Annotated in this window: 19 protein-coding genes and 1 riboswitch; of the genes, 3 read left to right on the top strand and 16 right to left on the bottom strand. The window is 49.2% G+C overall.

The annotated features are described in order from the left end of the window. The 7 genes from DBO31_RS03265 to DBO31_RS03295 form a co-directional block, all read right to left on the bottom strand. Positions 1-207, bottom strand: a 207-nt coding sequence (locus DBO31_RS03265; protein ID WP_150824434.1) for a biotin operon repressor, incomplete at its 3' end; no start/stop codon positions are given. Positions 208-407: 200 nt separating this feature from the next. Further along, positions 408-2,390, bottom strand: coding sequence for an ATP-dependent zinc metalloprotease FtsH (ftsH, locus tag DBO31_RS03270; RefSeq protein ID WP_277345551.1), 1,983 nt, complete (start codon positions 2,388-2,390; stop codon positions 408-410). 119 nt (positions 2,391-2,509) lie between these two features. Next, complete coding sequence (gene hpt, locus DBO31_RS03275; RefSeq protein WP_059076710.1) at positions 2,510-3,049, bottom strand: hypoxanthine phosphoribosyltransferase; 540 nt, start codon at positions 3,047-3,049, stop codon at positions 2,510-2,512. A 21-nt stretch (positions 3,050-3,070) separates the two neighbouring features. Then, positions 3,071-4,090, bottom strand: coding sequence for a tRNA lysidine(34) synthetase TilS (tilS, locus tag DBO31_RS03280; protein WP_113855426.1), 1,020 nt, complete (start codon positions 4,088-4,090; stop codon positions 3,071-3,073). Beyond that, positions 4,087-4,995 carry a Ppx/GppA family phosphatase gene (locus DBO31_RS03285; RefSeq protein WP_150824435.1) on the bottom strand — a complete coding sequence of 303 codons (909 nt, stop codon included), beginning with the start codon at positions 4,993-4,995 and terminating at the stop codon, positions 4,087-4,089. The genes tilS and DBO31_RS03285 overlap by 4 nt, the downstream gene beginning before the upstream one ends. Positions 4,996-5,084: 89 nt before the next feature. After that, positions 5,085-5,522, bottom strand: coding sequence for a S1 domain-containing RNA-binding protein (locus tag DBO31_RS03290; protein ID WP_059076707.1), 438 nt, complete (start codon positions 5,520-5,522; stop codon positions 5,085-5,087). A 121-nt stretch (positions 5,523-5,643) separates the two neighbouring features. Then, entirely contained in the window at positions 5,644-5,976 is a 333-nt protein-coding gene (locus tag DBO31_RS03295) for a septum formation initiator family protein (RefSeq protein ID WP_059076706.1), read from the bottom strand. A 203-nt stretch (positions 5,977-6,179) separates the two neighbouring features. Between DBO31_RS03295 and DBO31_RS03300 the strand changes: the two genes are divergently transcribed. Both DBO31_RS03300 and DBO31_RS03305 read left to right on the top strand, forming a co-directional pair. Then, positions 6,180-7,583 carry an FAD-binding oxidoreductase gene (locus tag DBO31_RS03300; protein ID WP_059076705.1) on the top strand — a complete coding sequence of 468 codons (1,404 nt, stop codon included), beginning with the start codon at positions 6,180-6,182 and terminating at the stop codon, positions 7,581-7,583. A 49-nt stretch (positions 7,584-7,632) separates the two neighbouring features. After that, positions 7,633-7,749, top strand: a riboswitch (FMN riboswitch). Between the two features lie 86 nt (positions 7,750-7,835). Beyond that, a complete protein-coding gene (locus DBO31_RS03305; RefSeq protein ID WP_150824436.1) occupies positions 7,836-9,053 on the top strand; it encodes a bifunctional 3,4-dihydroxy-2-butanone-4-phosphate synthase/GTP cyclohydrolase II in 1,218 nt (405 codons plus the stop codon). An 86-nt stretch (positions 9,054-9,139) separates the two neighbouring features. Here the strand turns inward: DBO31_RS03305 and pnuC are convergent, their stop codons facing one another. From pnuC to DBO31_RS03325, 4 genes are all read right to left on the bottom strand, one after another. After that, a complete protein-coding gene (pnuC, locus tag DBO31_RS03310; RefSeq protein ID WP_059076703.1) occupies positions 9,140-9,859 on the bottom strand; it encodes a nicotinamide riboside transporter PnuC in 720 nt (239 codons plus the stop codon). A 1-nt stretch (position 9,860) separates the two neighbouring features. Then, positions 9,861-10,601 (bottom strand): nucleoside phosphorylase, encoded by a 741-nt coding sequence (locus DBO31_RS03315; protein WP_059076702.1) that lies wholly within the window; start codon positions 10,599-10,601, stop codon positions 9,861-9,863. Between the two features lie 24 nt (positions 10,602-10,625). Further along, positions 10,626-12,218 (bottom strand): bifunctional UDP-sugar hydrolase/5'-nucleotidase, encoded by a 1,593-nt coding sequence (locus DBO31_RS03320; RefSeq protein ID WP_059076701.1) that lies wholly within the window; start codon positions 12,216-12,218, stop codon positions 10,626-10,628. A 125-nt stretch (positions 12,219-12,343) separates the two neighbouring features. Beyond that, the gene (locus tag DBO31_RS03325) at positions 12,344-13,009 is read right to left on the bottom strand and encodes a Crp/Fnr family transcriptional regulator (protein ID WP_150824437.1); all 666 of its coding nucleotides are present in this window, start codon (positions 13,007-13,009) and stop codon (positions 12,344-12,346) included. Positions 13,010-13,134: 125 nt separating this feature from the next. On the opposite strand from DBO31_RS03325, the gene DBO31_RS03330 reads away from it, so the two are divergent. Beyond that, positions 13,135-13,869: an ATP-binding protein gene (locus DBO31_RS03330; protein WP_150824438.1), complete on the top strand. Its 735-nt coding sequence runs from the start codon at positions 13,135-13,137 to the stop codon at positions 13,867-13,869. 64 nt (positions 13,870-13,933) lie between these two features. Here DBO31_RS03330 and DBO31_RS03335 read toward each other — a convergent pair whose 3' ends face one another. The 5 genes from DBO31_RS03335 to rsxE all read right to left on the bottom strand — a co-directional run bounded on the left by DBO31_RS03335 (position 13,934) and on the right by rsxE (position 17,692). Continuing rightward, complete coding sequence (locus tag DBO31_RS03335) at positions 13,934-14,383, bottom strand: Lrp/AsnC family transcriptional regulator (RefSeq protein ID WP_059076698.1); 450 nt, start codon at positions 14,381-14,383, stop codon at positions 13,934-13,936. A gap of 159 nt (positions 14,384-14,542) precedes the next feature. Continuing rightward, positions 14,543-15,487, bottom strand: a complete 945-nt coding sequence (locus tag DBO31_RS03340; RefSeq protein ID WP_150824441.1) for an FAD:protein FMN transferase — start codon at positions 15,485-15,487, stop codon at positions 14,543-14,545. A 117-nt stretch (positions 15,488-15,604) separates the two neighbouring features. Further along, positions 15,605-16,468, bottom strand: coding sequence for an RnfABCDGE type electron transport complex subunit B (gene rnfB / locus DBO31_RS03345; protein ID WP_059076696.1), 864 nt, complete (start codon positions 16,466-16,468; stop codon positions 15,605-15,607). Positions 16,469-16,493: 25 nt separating this feature from the next. Next, positions 16,494-17,069 carry an electron transport complex protein RnfA gene (locus DBO31_RS03350; RefSeq protein ID WP_059076695.1) on the bottom strand — a complete coding sequence of 192 codons (576 nt, stop codon included), beginning with the start codon at positions 17,067-17,069 and terminating at the stop codon, positions 16,494-16,496. Further along, positions 17,069-17,692, bottom strand: a complete 624-nt coding sequence (gene rsxE, locus DBO31_RS03355) for an electron transport complex subunit RsxE (RefSeq protein ID WP_059076694.1) — start codon at positions 17,690-17,692, stop codon at positions 17,069-17,071. The genes DBO31_RS03350 and rsxE overlap by 1 nt, the downstream gene beginning before the upstream one ends. Between the last annotated feature and the right edge of the window lies 1 nt (position 17,693).

Here is a 17,693-nt window from a genome sequence, read left to right on the forward strand (position 1 = left end):
AACGGCATCAGGATGCAGGAGTTCCGGTGCTTCCTTCAGGCAATACCCTTTTTTTGTAAATGATTCTATGACATATCCGCGCTGTTTCAGGACGCGGATATGCTTCCAGACAGCGGTGCGGGATATGCCGAACATATCTGATATTTTTTGTCCTGATACAAATTCACCTTTATGTTCCAGTAAATAATCCAAGATATCCTGTCTCAAATTCGTTCCTCCTTTCCCCTGTCCGATACAGCGGGGATGCAACCCAGTTTTATTTCCTACTGCAATTGTAGCATAATAGTTTTTACTGTCAATACCATAAAATTACGTAATCGATAAAACTTTAAGATATGTTAATAAACAAATCGCTCTAGCAATTTCTATAAAATAAAGCTGCAACTATAGCTGCAGCTTTATTTTATTTATTCATCTTTTTTATTCAGTGTATTTCCCCAGGGGCTGACTTCTACAGAACCAGACGGCGTTTCCGTTTTATTATCGTCTGGCTTGGAATCGGCCAGAGGTTCCGGTGCAGTCTGACCTGCTTCCTGTGTTTCTGTGCCTGCACTCTGGGCCGCATCTGTATCAGCCGTTTCCGGTTCAGGTGCATCCAGTGTACCGTATTCGACGAGGTTTTTTACCTGCACACTGTTGATTGTTTCTACTTCCATCAGCGCATTTGCCATGCTCTTCAGGGCATCGAGATGTTCCCGCAGGATGCGGAGTGTATCTGCATAGGCTTCGGAAACTATATCATGCATTTCCTTATCGATCAGTTCGGCTACGCGTTCACCGTAATTGCGTTCGTGGCCAAGGTTCTTACCCAGGAACACCTGTTCCTGCTGTTCCCCGAATACCATAGGCCCCAGCTTGCTGCTCATGCCCAGGCGGGTAATCATCTGGCGGACAATACGGGTAACGCTCTGAAGATCACCCGATGCACCGCTGCTGATTTCGTTGAATACAATCTGTTCTGCAGCCCGGCCACCCAGGGCGACGCGGATTTGAGCCAGATAGTATGACTTCGTTTCGTAAGACCGGTCTTCTTCCGGAAGCATCATCGTATATCCGCCCGCACGGCCGCGGGGAATAATCGTGACCTTATGGACCGGATCGGCATCAGGCAGCAGATAGGCAATGAGCGCATGGCCTGATTCATGTACAGCCGTAAGGCGTTTTTCCTTTTCGCTGATGACATGACTGCGCCGTTCCGGACCGAAGCATACTTTTTCACTGGCTTCTTCCAGTTCCGGCATATTGATGACTTTCTTATCCTGACGTGCGGCCAGGAGAGCCGCTTCATTGAGCAGGTTGCCCAGGTCGGCCCCGGTAAATCCCGGTGTTTTCTTGGCAATCGTTTCCAGATCGACGTCCTTACCCAACGGTTTCCCCTTGGCATGTACTTTCAGGATGGCAATCCGTCCCCGCAGATCCGGACGGTCTACAGTAATCTGACGGTCAAACCGGCCAGGACGGAGCAATGCCGGGTCAAGGATATCCGGACGGTTCGTCGCGGCGATGGTAATAATTCCTTCATTGGCGCCAAACCCGTCCATTTCGACCAGCAGCTGATTCAGTGTCTGTTCCCGTTCATCATGTCCACCGCCGAGGCCAGCACCACGCTGACGGCCTACGGCATCGATTTCATCGATGAAGACGATGCAGGGGGCATTTTTCTTGGCCTGGGAAAACAGGTCACGTACACGGGACGCACCGACGCCGACGAACATTTCTACAAAGTCCGAACCGCTGATGCTGAAAAACGGCACGCCTGCTTCCCCGGCAACAGCACGGGCAAGCAGCGTCTTACCCGTCCCGGGAGGTCCGAAAAGAAGAACCCCTTTCGGAATCTTAGCGCCGATATTGTTATATTTGCTCGGGTTGCGCAGGAACTCGACGATTTCTGACAGCTCTTCCTTAGCTTCATCTTCACCGGCAACGTCTTTGAAGGAAACCTTGATTTTTCCTTCTCCATGCATTTTGGCATGACTTTTACCAAAATTCATGACCCGGCCGCCACCGCCCTGTGTCTGCTGCATGATGAAGAACCACACACCAATCAGGATCAGGATTGGCAGCACGTTGCTAAGCATGCTCATCCACCAGGAAGGCTGTTCAGGCGGCTTGGCAATGATATTGACATCGGCATCCCGAAGTGCCGGCAGCAAGGCCGAATCAGTCGGTGCATAGGAAGTGAAGGACGTACCATCTTTCAACTGACCGACGATGGCATGATCATCCGTAATCTGTACAGCATCTACTTTCTTCTGCTGGACCTGATTCATGAAATTCGTATACGTGATTTCGGACTTGTCTGACTTATTAGTCGTAAAAGCATCTATGATGGAGACGGCAACGATAATAATAAGTAAGTAAAGGCTTACATTCCGCACAAATTTACTCAAAATACTGCTCCTTTCGCGCACGTTTTTATGAATATACAGGTTCATCCCTGCCGCAAGGAGAGAGAAGTAACCAAATATATTCTTATATTATCACACTTTAAGGAAAGCAACAACATTTTTTAATGACTGTACACTTCTTCTTTCAATACGCCAATATACGGAAGATTCCGATAGCGGCTGTTATAGTCCAGTCCATATCCTACGACAAAAGCGTCGGGGATTTCAAATCCATTATAATCGACAGGGATATCTACTTTCCGGCGCGACGGCTTGCTGAGCAGCGTCGCAATCTTTACGGAAGCGGCCCCCCGTTCCAGGAGAAGGGGTTTCAATTTGCTGAGCGTAACCCCCGTATCTATGATATCTTCGACGATGAGGATATCCCGGCCCCTGACATCACTGTCCAGGTCTTTACGGATCTTGACAAAGCCCGAAGAAGTCGTCGAAGCGCCATAACTGGAGCAGACCATGAAATCAAATTCAACAGGACCATCGATACAGCGGGCCAGATCGGTAAAGAATGTGACGGCCCCCTTTAAAATGCCACAAAGCAATATATTTTTCCCCTTATAGTCATTCGTTATCTGCGCGCCTAATTCGCGTACGCGGGCCTTGATCTGTTCTTCTGTAAATAAAACTTGCTTTACGTCACTATGCATGATTTTCCTCCTGAATATGAATCAATGATGCTGCCGCTTTTTAAATGCCCCCCGGGCAGCACGGGTAAAACACAATTGTTCTTTTGTCGTATATACACAGAGGCCCAGCCCTTCAAAGCAATGACCGGCACCTTTTGCAGCCAGCTGGCGGACGGTTTCCGTATAGTGGAATGGCACATCATGAAAACTTTGGAGCACACGGGAAAACAAATACCGGATAAGGCGTCGCTGCATAGCCAGTGGCTGTAACAGCAGGGCCTTCTTTTCGATACTGGCGCCCTTCTGGTCTTCCTGCACCAGAGAAGCAGCCCGTTGTTCCGTCTGGCGGGAAAGAAATTCCTCGTCGGCACCGGCCAGCACGGCCAGCCTGTTCAAATCGGCTATGACTGCCGGATTATATTTCTCCAGTTGTGGTATCAGTTCCAGGCGGATGCGGTTCCGCCCGTATTCCCGGCTCTGATTGGTTTCGTCTTCGCAGGGAACCAGTCCCCGTTCTTTAATATAATCTTCTATATCCCGCCGTGTCAAGGCCAGAAGGGGCCGGATGATGTCGCCATTTTTAGGTCGGATTCCGCCCAGGCCCTGAAGGCCGCTGCCGCGCAACAGGTGCTGCAACACCGTTTCGGCCTGATCGTTCTGCTGATGTGCTACAGCAATTGCCGAAGCTTGGCATCGTGCTGCACATTGCCGTAGAATGCGGTAGCGTTCCGTCCTTCCGGCCGTCTCCAGACTCTGATGCGTCACCGCCGCAACGTGGGGCACATCGACAAATTCCCACATGAAACCACAGCCCCGTTCTTCTGCCGCCTTCCGTACTACCGGAACCTCATCATCAGCCGCCCGGCGGATGCCGTGATGCACATAACACACGGTCAGCGTCAGATTCCACGCACGGCGCAGAGATGCCAGCACATCAAGCAAGGTCAGCGAGTCCGGCCCGCCGGAACAGGCAATGAGCAGGTGATCACCCGGCAGGAACAGCTGTTCATGCCGGCAGAATGACTCTACTTTATCCCGGAGGCGTCCGGCCGTGGACTTCATCGGTTCCGCCAGGCCGCATCCTGGAACGCCTGGCTGTAAAAAATACCTTCCATGAGATCTTTTTCACTGATCTGGATTTCCGGAATATCATAATGGCAAAGGCACGAACGGGCTATAAGCAGACCGGGCAGGATGATATCGCTGCGCCGTGGCTGCAGTCCTTTTATATGACGCCGTTCCTCCGGCGTCATACGTTTCAGTATGTCAATCCAGCCTGACAGACAATCCCGGGTAATGACAGTGCCTTCTACCCGGTCCGCATCATAGGGATCCAGTCCCAGTTCCATAGCTGCCAGTGACGTAAGCGTGCCGCCCACGCCCAGCAGCCGGTCAGGAACAGCCGGTATGGGCAGCCACTGATTGCGGCAGCGCCGTTCCAGCGCGTCACATGCCGCCGGACCGGATACGTCCTGACAAAACCGCACGGCCCCCATGGGGTAACTATGCGACCAGAGGCTCCTTCCCTCTTTTCCCAGTGCCATTTCACTGCTGCCGCCCCCTATATCGAGGACTGCCACGACCATTCCGGGCAGCGCACTGCCTGCCGCTCCGCGATAGCTGAACGAGGCTTCTTCCAGCCCGCTGAGAATACGGCAGTGCCAGCCAAAGCGGGCCCGTACTTCCGCCAGGAATGCCTGTCCGTCCGAAGCTTCCCGCACGGCACTCGTCGCTACGGCGCAAACGCACAGATCCGGGTACGCATCGTTCCACTGCCGCATAGCTTCCAGCGAGGCCTCTACTCCTTCGCTGGACAAACGGCCGGTCCTGGATACGTCTTTTCCCAGACGGGTCGTCACTAATTCTTTTTTTGAAAAATGCCATTGTCCGTCCCGGTCTCTTTTTCCCCGCATGAAGCGGAGAGAATTTGATCCGATATCGATAACGGCATATACATCATGTTCCATAACTGCTCCTTTTCGCATAACAGGAAGAAACAAAAAGAGCATTCCCTGTCGGAATACTCTTTTCCCTCCATACCTTCCTGGATACGGAATTAATCAGCATGCCGGGCACCGCGGCCGCCGCGTTTCGATTCAGTATTGCGTTTCAGATCCATCAACCGTTCATCGCTTTCTTTCAAAAATCTGCTCAGCCGATCTTCAAAGGACAGAGACTGGGGAGCGCGGCGGTTCATGTCAAACCCGCCATTGTGGTGGTGAAATTCCCGCTTGGAATGAAACTCTTTCTTTTCCGGAGCCGGCTGTGTCCGCTTGATAGACAGGCCGATCTTCCCTTTTTCATCAATAGATAATACCTTGACATGTACCTTATCCTGAACTTTCAGGAAATCATGAACATCTTTTACATATTCATTTGCTACTTCAGAAATATGGACGAGACCAATTTTTTTATCCGGCAGTTCGACAAATGCACCGAACTTGGTTATTCCTGTAACAGTTCCTTCCAATACACTGCCTACTTCGATTGTCATGCTGCTAAGACATCCTCCTTTAACTATAGACACGCGTCGCAAATAGCGTTTACACACATTATACTAATAAACATTAAAAAATTCAATCGTAAATTATGCTTTCTACTGCCTTTCCGCCCCATCAGCGACGGTATGGGATTTCACCCGGCTTTGCCAGTCCGAACTGTTCCCGCGCCTGCCGCATGATTTCTTCCGGTGAAGACAGCCGGTCTTTTTCTTCATGCAGTTTCTGGTTTTCTTCAGTCAATTCCCGTTCCTGGTTGACCGTTATCGTCATATCCTGATGAATCTGCCATAACTCATATATCTTGGAACCGAGAAACAGGCCGCCAAAAATCAAAATAGCCACGACAATCCGCTTATAAGCAGACCAGCCCGCCTTTTTCCTGCGGCGGACGTTCCGTCTCCTGCCCTGCCCGGATAGGCGCGGTCGTCCTGTACGTTTCACCGTCATGTCTCAGCTCCTTTTCAGATTAAAAAAATCTTAACTTATAGTATACCTTGAAATGACTACAAGATAAAGCCTTTTCCCGATATTTAAAGGGAAATGCCGTAATGTGGCTGACGAAAAGGGCCCATTTCTTAGAGATTATCCCCTTTTAAAATAGGAGAATCTCTCCTATAATAGACATATGTATTCGAAAAGGAGGCTACGTTATGCCATATACACCGATAAACGATGAAATACTGACCAGGCTGAAAGAAATTGCCGGCAGCAAAAATGTCCTTACAGAGACTGACGCCATGCAGCCATACAGCCATGACGAAGTAACCGATCCGGCATACCACCATATGCCGGAAGCCGTCGTATTTGCCGAATCAGCCCAACAGGCCGCGGCCATCGTACAGCTGGCCAACGAGTATCATTTCCCTGTCGTTCCCCGCGGTGCCGGAACAGGGCTGGCCTGCGGAGCTGTTCCCATCTATGGAGGCATCGTATTGTCACTGGAAAAAATGAACCATATCCTGGAAATCAATACAGACAGCCTGTACGCAGTCGTTGAACCGGGTGTGCGCACGTCAGATTTGCAAAAAGCCGCTGAAGAAAAAGGATTATTCTATGCCGGCGACCCCTGCAGCGGCGATTCCTGTTTCATCGGCGGAAACATCGCGACCAATGCCGGTGGCAACCGGGCCGTAAAATACGGGACAACGCGGCATCAGGTCTATTCCATTGAAATCGTAAATCCTACGGGACGGATTGTACAGCTCGGTGCCCGCCTGCAGAAGCAATCGACGGGATATTGTCTGGATCAGCTGGTCATCGGATCAGAAGGAACACTGGGCATCATCACCAAAGCCACGTTGAAATTACTCCCCAAACCCCGGTACAAGCTGGACCTTCTCGCCGTGTTCGACGACACAGCAGCGTCCATCGGCGTCGTCAATAAAATCATAAAAGCCGGCATAACGCCGACGTGCGTTGAGTTTATGGACAACATCACCATCAAATCCGTAGAACGCTATCTGAACGAAACGCTCCAAGGCAGCGATACGGGCAATTATCTGATTGTGGAAGTAGAAGGCACGAGTGAAGACGACCTCGATGATAAAGCCATCGTCCTCGACGAACTGTGCACGGCCAGTGGTGCTTCTTCCGTACTGGTCGCCGACCCGGCCCGGATCTGGCAGGCCCGCAAGGCCTTTGCCGAAGCGGTACGTGCCGAAAGCCTTATCGTATGTAAGGAAGACGTCGTCGTCCCTGTCGATCAGGAGCCGCGGCTTCTGGCCCGGATTCTGGAACTGGCCCGGAAATATGGCCTCATCACACGCATCGCCAGCCATGCCGGAGATGGCAATATTCATTTGAACATTTTGAAAAACGAGGACCTCACATACGAACAATGGGAAGAAAAAGTTTCGGAAAATCAGCAGGAGCTGTATCGTTTCATTTATCAGCTGGGTGGCCGTCTGTCTGGTGAACACGGAATTGGCAGCAAACGCAAGGCATTGATGGAAGAATTCACCAATCCCGACGAACTGGCCATGATGCGGGCCGTAAAAAAAGCGCTCGATCCAAACAACATCCTCAATCCCGGTAAAATCTTTGATGTGGAATGAATACCTGAAAGGTGTCTCTTTACTTCCTTTCTATTTGCAGGTATAATAGAATAATCTTCAGGGCAGGGCGCAATCCCCGACCGGCGGTGACAGTCCGCGAACACGCAGTGTACGATTTGGTGAAATTCCAAAACCGACAGTAGAGTCTGGATGAGAGAAGATATGATGATAGTGTATGTGTATTCTTATTGTCATAAAGCCCTGTGCATGCATAGTGCAACAGGGCTTTTAATTATATACAGGAGGTTTCTGATGGATACAAAAGAACAAACATATAATACGATTGAAGAAGCAATCCAGGAATTGCAGTCTGGTCATATCGTCATGGTTGCCGACGATCCCGAACGGGAAGATGAAGCCAACTTCATCTGCGCTGCCCAGTACTGCACCCCGGAAAACGTCAATTTCATGATGAATCATGGCAAGGGACTCATCTGCCTGCCCGTCAGTCAGGAATATGCCCATAAGCTGGGCTTGTTCCCTATGGTAGGCGAAAACACCAACAACAACCATACGGCTTTTACCGTTTCTATCGACTATAAAGATACAGATTCGGGTATCACGGCAGAAGACCGGGCCCGTACTATCCAGAAAGCCGCGACAGATTCTATCTCAGCTGATGATTTTACCCGGCCGGGACATGTATTTCCCCTGACCGGCGTCAAGGGCGGTGTCCTCATGCGCAACGGCCACACGGAAGCCACATTGGACCTGTTGCGCCTGGCCGGGCTGAAGCAAGTCGGCGTATGCTGCGAAATCCTCGATGAACGCGGCGAAATCATGCAATCCAAGGCACTTTGGGAACTGGCCCGCACTCACCACCTGACTTTCGTCTCCATCCACGATCTGCAGAATTACTGCCGTCGTCATGACAAACACGTCGTGCGGGAAGCTACGGCAAAGATGCCTACCAAATACGGCGAATTCAAGATTTACGGTTATATCAATGACCTGACCGGGGAACACCATGTCGCCCTCGTCAAAGGCGAAATCGGCGATGGCAAAAATCTCCTCTGCCGGGTCCATTCGGAATGCCTGACCGGTGATGTCTTCGGTTCCTGCCGCTGCGACTGCGGTGAACAGCTGGCCGCCGCCCTGACGCAGATCAATAAGGAAGGGCGGGGCATCCTCCTGTATATGCGCCAGGAAGGACGCGGCATCGGCCTCATCAATAAGCTCAAAGCCTATGCCTTGCAGGAACAGGGGTATGACACAGTAGAAGCCAACGAAAAACTGGGCTTTGCCCCGGATCTCCGCGAATACTGGATCGGTGCCCAGATACTCCAGGACCTGGGTGCCCGGGAATTACGGCTCCTTACCAATAATCCCCTCAAGATTTACGGTCTCGAAGGGTTTGGCGTGGAAATCGTCGAACGGGTTCCCATTGAAATGCCGGCCCAGAAATTTGATGAATTCTATCTGGAAACTAAGAAAAATAAGATGGGGCATATCTTGACTCATCTGAAATAAGTGATTGTAAAAAAGGCAGTAGCATTACGCGTTTTTGCGTAATGCTACTGCTTTTTTAAGCGGAATCATATGTGTATTACGTAATCTTAAGCTGCGCCGCCTTCATTATCGGCTTCACCGCTGGACCATACTTTCTGTGCATAGATGGCATTGAACAACAGAGCGGCCTGTAACGCCACCTGGGACAAGTTGGCTCCCAGGGTGCCAATCGTGTTGTCCCCCAGTACCATCTGAACCGATAAAATCGTCCAATAAATAAAATTGGCAATATTGACAAAAATCCAGAGAGACCAGTTTTCATTATACTTCAGAATGTAGAGAATCTGAGCTATAAAGCTGACTACGAAGTTAATGGAATCAAAATAAGGCAGCTGGCCGCCTACCTGGGCCAGGACGAACCAGCCGGCCGCCCAGGCAATGAAGGCTGCCATAAATACTTTTTTCCGCGTCCCCGGTTGAAACGAATGAGTCGTTTCCTGATGCCCCCACATATACCATCCTATCGGCTGGGAAATGACATAGACGATATCCATGGCAAAAGACCCATAGGCATGGCTGATCCAGGCAATGTATGTCATGGCAACGCATTGTACAAAGCCAAAGATAAAAGATATTTTACGGCCTTTCATGCCGTATACCAGACAAAGCACTCCGGCTACGCCGGAAATCATGCCGACGATGCTGTCGGGGGCGATGGCATAGACGACGAGCTGCAATAAAATCAGCACGGCCACATAGGTAACTTCAAAGCGCTTCCAGTTGGTAAAGAGCTGGCTATAAAACCAATTATGCTGTGTTGTTTCCATATTATGCTTCTCCTTCCGGATCAGAAAGGATCTGCAGAGCCGTCACGAGCGAGTCCTGTTCTCCCTTTGCCACGAGATCGGCACTATTCACTAAATCATTGACACCTTCTGCCAGGTCTCCCTGATAGAGGACGACATTATTCAGGATCGACAATGTTTCCATATGGCGCAAGCGGCCGATAATCATCAGAATCCCCGATTCCATATCATCGGCGACAATGCCCTTTTCAGACCAGAACGCTTCGGTCTTATCATTGTCATCCATATAAAATCCATCGTGCGAACGGATAATGCCATAACAGGCCTTTGGAGCATATGTATGGGCCAGGGCCAGGAGCCGGAAGGACGGTACGGCCGGATATATTTCCGGCACATACTTGCGGGACAGTCCATCATCGCGGACAGCTCCTTCGGCAATCACTAACTGCCCTAGCGGTATATCATGCTGCATGGCTCCGGCAGAACCGACGCGGATAACCCGTTTAATACCGACATTATGCATTTCTTCCACGGCAATGCCCGCAGACGGTGCTCCGATTCCTGTAGACATAGCTAGTATCTTTTTCCCCTTGTACATGCCAATAATGGATTTGTATTCCCGGTTACAGGCCCAGGGAACGACATGATCCATCAATTTCGCAATCGTATCTACCCGTGCAGGATCTCCCATGATAATGGCAGAATCCGTGTCAATGGCTTTGGTCAGCTGGGTATGGGGCTGAGGAATTTCTTTCGCTTCCATACTGAATCCTTCTTTCCCTTTTGTCTAAATAATCGTAATACGGCCCTGTGGTTTTGCATACGTATCTCCCACGTTTCCTCCCAGAGCTTCTTTGATATAATTGCGGGCAGCATCGACATCGAGATAATCGACATCACCAACCGTTACTTTAGCGGGATCTGTCAAGGCAGAATAGGTATCGCCACCCGATGTCAGATAATCGGGAACGACGATGCAATACGTCGCATCGGGGTTGAAGGATTTGCCACCTACTTTTGTAATGGTCACGCGGCTTCCCGGTTTTGCCGGACTATAATAGGTGGAATGAGGATATACGTCCCCTTTGGCATAAGGTACCCGCGTATCGACGGTGTATTCAATCCCTGCTACCTGCGGAAATGCACCAATAGCTTTCGGGGTCGTACAGGTTGCGGCTTCCAGGATTTCCAATAACGTCGATCCTTTCATCGTCACATATTGGAGGTAGTTGTGATAAGGCATGACGAGCAGCAAATCATTTTCTGTGATTTTTCCCTTGTTGATAGAAGCACGGATACTGCCGCCATTCATGATAGCCCCATCAACACGGACATGCTGTAACACTGTAGCCTGACGTACCTGCCACAGGAAGGCATCGGCCAGAAAATCACCCAGATTCGTTTCTTCAGTCCGGACGCCGGGTGCGCGTGTGCCATCGAGTGTCATCGCCGTTGTGCCGACCACACTGGCCAATTTCTTGGTAATACGGGCCTGTGCCTTATCTACTATAGCTTTTACTTTAGGATCTTCCTTATTATATCGTCCATAAGGATACAGGTCTTCTTTCCATTTCCCATCAACCTGTTGAATGACACCGATATTGGCCAGATGTGCCCCCGTTTCGGCTAACAGTGTGCCGTTTACTGTACGGTCTTTTATGACATGATCATGGCCATCAATAAAAATGTCAATTCCCTGAACGTGATTGAGCACATCGTCCGACCGGTCTCCCGCTGCATCGGGAGCACTTCCCAGATGACCGATGGCAATGACCAGATCACAGTCTGCATCTTTTAATGCATTGACTTCCTTTTGAGCAGCCGTATACATATTATCTTTAGCCAGGAACGTCAGTCCCCGCGTACTTTTCGGGTTGGAAGTCGTCACCGTCGAAGGGGTCGTCAGGCCAAATACGCCAATGTTCAGATTGCCTTTTTTAAGGATGGCATGTGTCTTCGGAGTAAACGGCTTTCCCGTGGCGTCTACGATGATATTCGCTGACATGACGGGGAAATGAGCCTGCTTGATGCGCTGTTGTGTGACATCCGCCCCATAATCGAATTCATGATTGCCCAGGGCCATGGCATCGTATCCGGCGGCATTCATGAAATCAATAGCCGTTTTTCCTTTGCTCAGATTGACCAGATTGTTGTCCTGGATTGCATCCCCTGCATCGAGCAGTAATACTTGTTTTCCCTGGGCTTCAAAATCTTTTCTGAGTGCCGCAACGGTTGCCATACCGTTGACACCATCGGCACGCTGATCGTATCCATGAGTATCGTTAGTATGCATAATGACCAAATGAGAATAATCTGCTGCAAATGCTGAACTGACTAAACAGGACAGAACCAGCGCTAGGGCTGCAGTTTTCTTTTTCATGTGTACCCCTCCAATTAAGTTACTCTAATGCTATGCGTTTTTTATATATTTTCATTAGTATTATACACTAACTAACGGAAATATTCAGATTTTTTTCCATATGGCAGTTCCCTTTCCCGTCTAAATCAGCTATGGAACAGGGTAAACGTTTCTTTATTATAGTCAATAAGGCCATCCCGCTTCATTCTGCCCAATTCAGCCGACATGGCAGACCGGTCTACGGATAAAAAATCTGCCAGCTGCTGCCGGTTAAATTCGATGGAAAACGTATCCTTGCCTCTTTTTCTCGCTTCGTGTGATAAATAGGCCATCAGTTTCTGCCTTGTCGAACGCTGTGACATGTATCGTATTTTTTCAGTCAGTACAAGATTTTTTCCAGCCAATACTGCCAGCAGATTGGCCGCCAATGTTTTCTGACTTTCCGTCAGCGTCGTATGTCCACCCAGGATGTGGCGGAGATTGATGAACAGCACTTCACTTTTTTCTACCGCCATGACATCGACGGCAGAACGGGCATCGGGAAGACTGGCAAAAGCTTCTGCAAACATGCCTCCTGCAGGGACATATGCCAGTATATTACGATTTCCCCAGTAATCCTCTTGTATAATATGGACACTACCATGTAGAACAATGCCCAATGCATGCACTTCATCACCGGCATAAAAGATAAAATTTCCCTTATCGTATGAACGTACACGGCTTCCCATATCTTTAAGGAGTACATCGATTTCCTTTTCGTTAATTCCCAGAAATAAGGGCAATTTTTTTAATACAGTCACATTTTGATTCATTTCGCACCTCATTGTTAGAATAACAACAGATTTTTCTTTCTTATTGTACTATACTAATGATATAAACAAAAGCACTCTGAATAAAAGTATATCATAAAACCCTGTGTATTAAGGAGGAAATTCAAATGAAACGTAAAATCATTCACATCAATCAGGATAAATGTAACGGCTGCGGCTCCTGTGCCCGGGCCTGCCACGAAGGAGCGATTGCCATGATAAACGGCAAAGCCACGCTGCTGCGGGACGACTACTGTGATGGCCTGGGTGACTGTCTTCCCCATTGCCCGACCGATGCCATTACCTTTGAAGAACGTGAAGCGGCTCCCTATGATGCCCAGGCGGTAGCGGAACACCAAAAAGCACATTATACCGGAACGGGCTGCCCCGGAAGCCGCATGCAGACACTGCATCAGGAGCAGCCTGTCTGTCCCGGCCAGAAGAGCCAGGTACTTACAGGCCAGGATTCTGGATGCGCATCATCCCAGCCGTCCCTGTCCCGGTTGCGCCAATGGCCGGTACAAATCAAACTGGTACCAGCCCATGCACCATATTTTAACGGTGCCCGGCTCCTCATCGCCGCCGATTGCACCGCCTATGCTTATGGCCGTTTTCATGAAGACTTCATCAAAAACCGTATCACCCTTATCGGCTGCCCCAAACTGGATGACATCGACTATTCAGAAAAGTTGACGGAAATCATCCGCAGCAATGACATAAAAGAAGTAACTATCGTCCGCATGGAAGTTCCCTGCTGCGGTGGACTGGAAATGGCAGCCAAAAAAGCCTTGCAGCAGAGTGGCAAGTTCATTCCCTGGCAGGTGGCTACCATCTCCCTTGACGGAAACATATTAGATAAATAAATCAGCTCTATAAAAAGAAATGGGCGTGCGAAAGCAAAACTGCTTTGCACGCCCGTTTCTTTTTTCACTGCACATTGACATTCCATTCTTCCTTCAAAGTAGAAAGACACATGAATGTCTGAGATGAAGCTACCGTCGGAATTTCATTGAGCTCTTCCATGAGGAAATGTTCCAGATCGTCCGGTGTCTTGACCAATACCTTCAGCAGGTAGTCAAAAGCACCGACCACATGATGGCATTCCAATACCTGGTTAAATTCGACAACTTTCTGGCGGAATTCTTCCACATCACCGGAACGTTCCAGGTTGACCATAATAAAGGCCGTGACGTTATAGCCCGTCTTGCGGCGGCTGATTTTAGCCCCATAGCCTTCAATAATACCATTGTGTTCCATTTTACGGATTCGTTCTGAAACAGCCGGTATAGACAGGCCGACTATTTTGCTGATTTCCGTAGCTGAAGCCTTGCCATTCTTCTTAAGAATTGTCAGGATTTTTTCGTCAATATGATCCATTCAGGTTACATCCCCCTTACGTTAGTTAATGCAAGATTAAAAGATTTCTGCATACATATATTATCTTACATTATAAAGGAAATGTAAATATATAATTTAAAATTTATTGAATGTCTTTATAATCAATCGTATAACGAGAAAATCCACAGAATACAGGATTTACTTCACCAGATGAAAGTCCTCGTTAAGATCAGAAAAATGGTCCTTAAACCCTTCCGTCATGTATACAGTGCCGTCTTCCGCCGTTATTTCGCCTTCTACACCATCCAGATTTTTAAGGAATTCCATCCCTTTTTCAGGTCCAAGGACAAAGATAATGGTCGTAAACATGTCACTGAGCATACCGGCATGATCAACCTTTCCATCAATGACGACAGAATCACTCATAACGCCGGAACGGGCTGGTCGGCCGGTCCGCGGATCAAAAATATGATGGTAGCGGATGCCATCCTGGATGAAGTACCGTTCATAATCCCCGGAAGTGCCTAAGGCCTGATTCTCAATAGAAACGATGCCCAGATACGTATCGGGAGAATCATTGCGGGGATGGCGGATACCAATTTTCCATGGCTTATCCTTGCTCGTCCTGCCGACGGCATACATAGAACTGGCCCCCATGTTGATGAGCCCGCTCTGAATGTGGTGGGCTTCATAAATCTTGCGAACTTCATCGACGGCAAAACCCTTGGCGATACCGCCCAGATCGAGGCACATCCCTTCTTTCGCCAGCATGACGCTGTGAGTTCCCGGTTCGAGCAGGATATCCTTATAATTTACGTGAGTCAGGGCCGATGCAATTTCTTCATCGGACGGAACATGCTGGTCATCATTTCCGATATCCCACAATTTTGTGATGATACCGACACTGATGTCCCATGCCCCCTGGGTCTTTTCCGAATATTCTTTGGCAATGGCAATCATTTCATAGACTGACGGGTCTACCTGGACATAGGATTGACCGGCCGCTGCATTGATGCGGCTTATATCACTATCCGGATTTTGGGCACTGGCCAGACTATCGAGCTGATGTACCCGTTCGAGCCCTTCTTCTACGGCTTCTTTTGCTTCTTTTCCTTCTGCCCACAGCTGAATCGTCGTATCCATGGCAATGGTGCTCTTATTATAAGACTGCTCCGGATGCAGTGAACACCCGGAGCAGCTCATAACGATCAAAAGCGCAGCCATGCTGAGATAACGGGCATAGCGTTTCAGATCCATATATTAACCTACGTTTTCTTTCGTTTCTTCTTTCTTATAGACGCCTTTAATCATTTCACCGATAGCACCAGTCGGGCACTTGGTCAGGCAGGTAGCATTGTCACAATGGTGGCAGACATCCTGATTGACAACGGCGAGGTGATCGATAATCTTGATGGCTTCTTCATCTTTATGCGAGCAGTTGCGCATGCAGGAACCGCAGCCCAGGCAGAGGGCTTTACAGTTCTTCATAGCCGGTGCACCAAAATCTTTGGAGCTGCAGCTTACGCTTACTTTTGCACTGATAGGAAGCAATTCTATTACATGGTTCGGGCAGACACTGGCGCATTTGCCGCAGCCAGTGCAGATGTCTTTATTGACCTGGGGCAGACCATTTTCGCCCATGGTCATAGCGCCGAACGGACAGCTGCGTACGCAGTTGCCAAATCCAAGGCAGCCGAATTTACAGAACTTGGGACCCTGCTGGACCAGCTTGGCAGCAGCACAGTCATGTACGCCCTTGTATTCAAAAGCAAGTTTGGCAATGCCATTGCCGCCACGGCATTTGACGTGGGCATATTTCGGTTCCGTTGCTTCGGCGACTTTCCCTGTCAGTTTAGCTACGACAGCAGCAACAGCTGCTTTGCCAGGTACGCAAAGGTTGGGCGGAACATCCGGATCGAGAACGACAGCTTCAGCATATTTTGCACAACCGGCAAAACCACAAGCACCACACTGACCTTGCGGCAGTGCTTCTTTAACTTCGCCGATGAGCGGATTTTCTTCCATGGCAAACTTCTTATCTGCCGAGGCCAGGACAAAGCCAAATACGAGGCCAATGCAGGTCAGAATGACGACAGCCATGATCGCGGTTAACGTATAATCCATGATCTAGTACATCTCCTTTTCTCCGTTATATCATACCGGAAAAGCCGAGGAATGCCAGGGACAGCATACCAGCTACAACGAAGGCAATCGGTGTACCCTTGAGCGGTTCCGGTACATCTGCATAGTCCAGTTTTTCACGGCAGCTGGCCATGAGGATCAGAGCCAGAGCAAAGCCAAGGCCGGCACCAACGGCGAATACGATGTTTTCAACGAAGTTGTAATTGTTGGTAACACTGATAACAGGAACGGACAGAACGATACAGTTCGTTGCAATCAGCATAAGGTAAATCCCCCACATGTTATACAGCGTCGGAGATTCTTTCTTGATGACAATTTCCAATAGTTGCACGAAACTGGCAATCAGAATTACGAACGAAATCGTACGCAGGAATTCCAGATGAAGTGGAACGAGAACCTGCGTGTAAAGCAGCCAGGCCAGGATTGTACTGAGGGTAATGACGGACGTTACGGCAAAGCCCATCCCGACGGATGCATTTAAGTTCTTGGAAACGCCGAAGAAGATACACAGGCCCAGGAACTTGGTCAATACGAAGTTGTTAATCAGAACAGCTCCGATAAACAGCGTAAAATATGCGCCCATTATCCTTCAACCCCTTTCAATTGTCTCTGTCTTTCAACATGCTTATTCCAGATTTTGAAACCGGCCATGATGAAACCGATGAGCATGAAAGCTCCCGGCGGCAGGGCCATGATCAGGGCAGGCTGATAAGCATCGCCAAAGACCGGCATGCCAAAGAAGGTGCCATTGCCAAGGATTTCACGGATAAAGGAAATAAGGAACATAGCAATCGTAAAGCCGATGCCCATGCCCATACCATCGAGGAACGAAACGACGACGCCGTTTTTGGAAGCAACCGATTCTGCACGTGCCAGGATGATAGCAAATACGACAACCAGGTCGAGGTATACGCCCAGAGCTTTATACAGGTCCGGAGCATAGGCCTGCAGGAACAACTGTACGCACGTTACGATGGTAGCAATACAGGTGATGTATACAGGGATACGGACTTTTTTGTTAATCAATTTGTGGATAATCGAAACTACCGTGTTGTTGGCGGTAATAACGAACCATACTGTACAACCCATAGTCAGACCATTGACGACACTGGTTGTAACGGCGAGGCCCGGGCACAGGCTCAAGGCCAGGACGAAGTACGGGTTTTCTTCAATAATGCCTCTAGTAAATACTTTCCAAAGATTCATT

Origin of the sequence: Megasphaera sp. DJF_B143 (assembly GCF_900320625.1) — a bacterium.
GTDB lineage: Bacteria > Bacillota > Negativicutes > Veillonellales > Megasphaeraceae > Megasphaera > Megasphaera hexanoica.

Bases quoted from the DNA above. Each gene is read 5' to 3' on its own strand.
- hpt (WP_059076710.1), bottom strand. From the start codon at position 3,049: ATGCATAGTGACGTAAAGCAAGTTTTATTTACAGAAGAACAGATCAAG.
- tilS (WP_113855426.1), bottom strand. From the start codon at position 4,090: ATGAAGTCCACGGCCGGACGCCTCCGGGATAAAGTAGAGTCATTCTGC.
- DBO31_RS03285 (WP_150824435.1), bottom strand. From the start codon at position 4,995: ATGGAACATGATGTATATGCCGTTATCGATATCGGATCAAATTCTCTC.
- DBO31_RS03290 (WP_059076707.1), bottom strand. From the start codon at position 5,522: ATGACAATCGAAGTAGGCAGTGTATTGGAAGGAACTGTTACAGGAATA.
- DBO31_RS03295 (WP_059076706.1), bottom strand. From the start codon at position 5,976: ATGACGGTGAAACGTACAGGACGACCGCGCCTATCCGGGCAGGGCAGG.
- DBO31_RS03300 (WP_059076705.1), top strand. From the start codon at position 6,180: ATGCCATATACACCGATAAACGATGAAATACTGACCAGGCTGAAAGAA.
- DBO31_RS03305 (WP_150824436.1), top strand. From the start codon at position 7,836: ATGGATACAAAAGAACAAACATATAATACGATTGAAGAAGCAATCCAG.
- pnuC (WP_059076703.1), bottom strand. From the start codon at position 9,859: ATGGAAACAACACAGCATAATTGGTTTTATAGCCAGCTCTTTACCAAC.
- DBO31_RS03315 (WP_059076702.1), bottom strand. From the start codon at position 10,601: ATGGAAGCGAAAGAAATTCCTCAGCCCCATACCCAGCTGACCAAAGCC.
- DBO31_RS03320 (WP_059076701.1), bottom strand. From the start codon at position 12,218: ATGAAAAAGAAAACTGCAGCCCTAGCGCTGGTTCTGTCCTGTTTAGTC.
- DBO31_RS03325 (WP_150824437.1), bottom strand. From the start codon at position 13,009: ATGAATCAAAATGTGACTGTATTAAAAAAATTGCCCTTATTTCTGGGA.
- DBO31_RS03330 (WP_150824438.1), top strand. From the start codon at position 13,135: ATGAAACGTAAAATCATTCACATCAATCAGGATAAATGTAACGGCTGC.
- DBO31_RS03335 (WP_059076698.1), bottom strand. From the start codon at position 14,383: ATGGATCATATTGACGAAAAAATCCTGACAATTCTTAAGAAGAATGGC.
- DBO31_RS03340 (WP_150824441.1), bottom strand. From the start codon at position 15,487: ATGGATACGACGATTCAGCTGTGGGCAGAAGGAAAAGAAGCAAAAGAA.
- rnfB (WP_059076696.1), bottom strand. From the start codon at position 16,468: ATGGATTATACGTTAACCGCGATCATGGCTGTCGTCATTCTGACCTGC.
- DBO31_RS03350 (WP_059076695.1), bottom strand. From the start codon at position 17,069: ATGGGCGCATATTTTACGCTGTTTATCGGAGCTGTTCTGATTAACAAC.
- rsxE (WP_059076694.1), bottom strand. From the start codon at position 17,692: ATGAATCTTTGGAAAGTATTTACTAGAGGCATTATTGAAGAAAACCCG.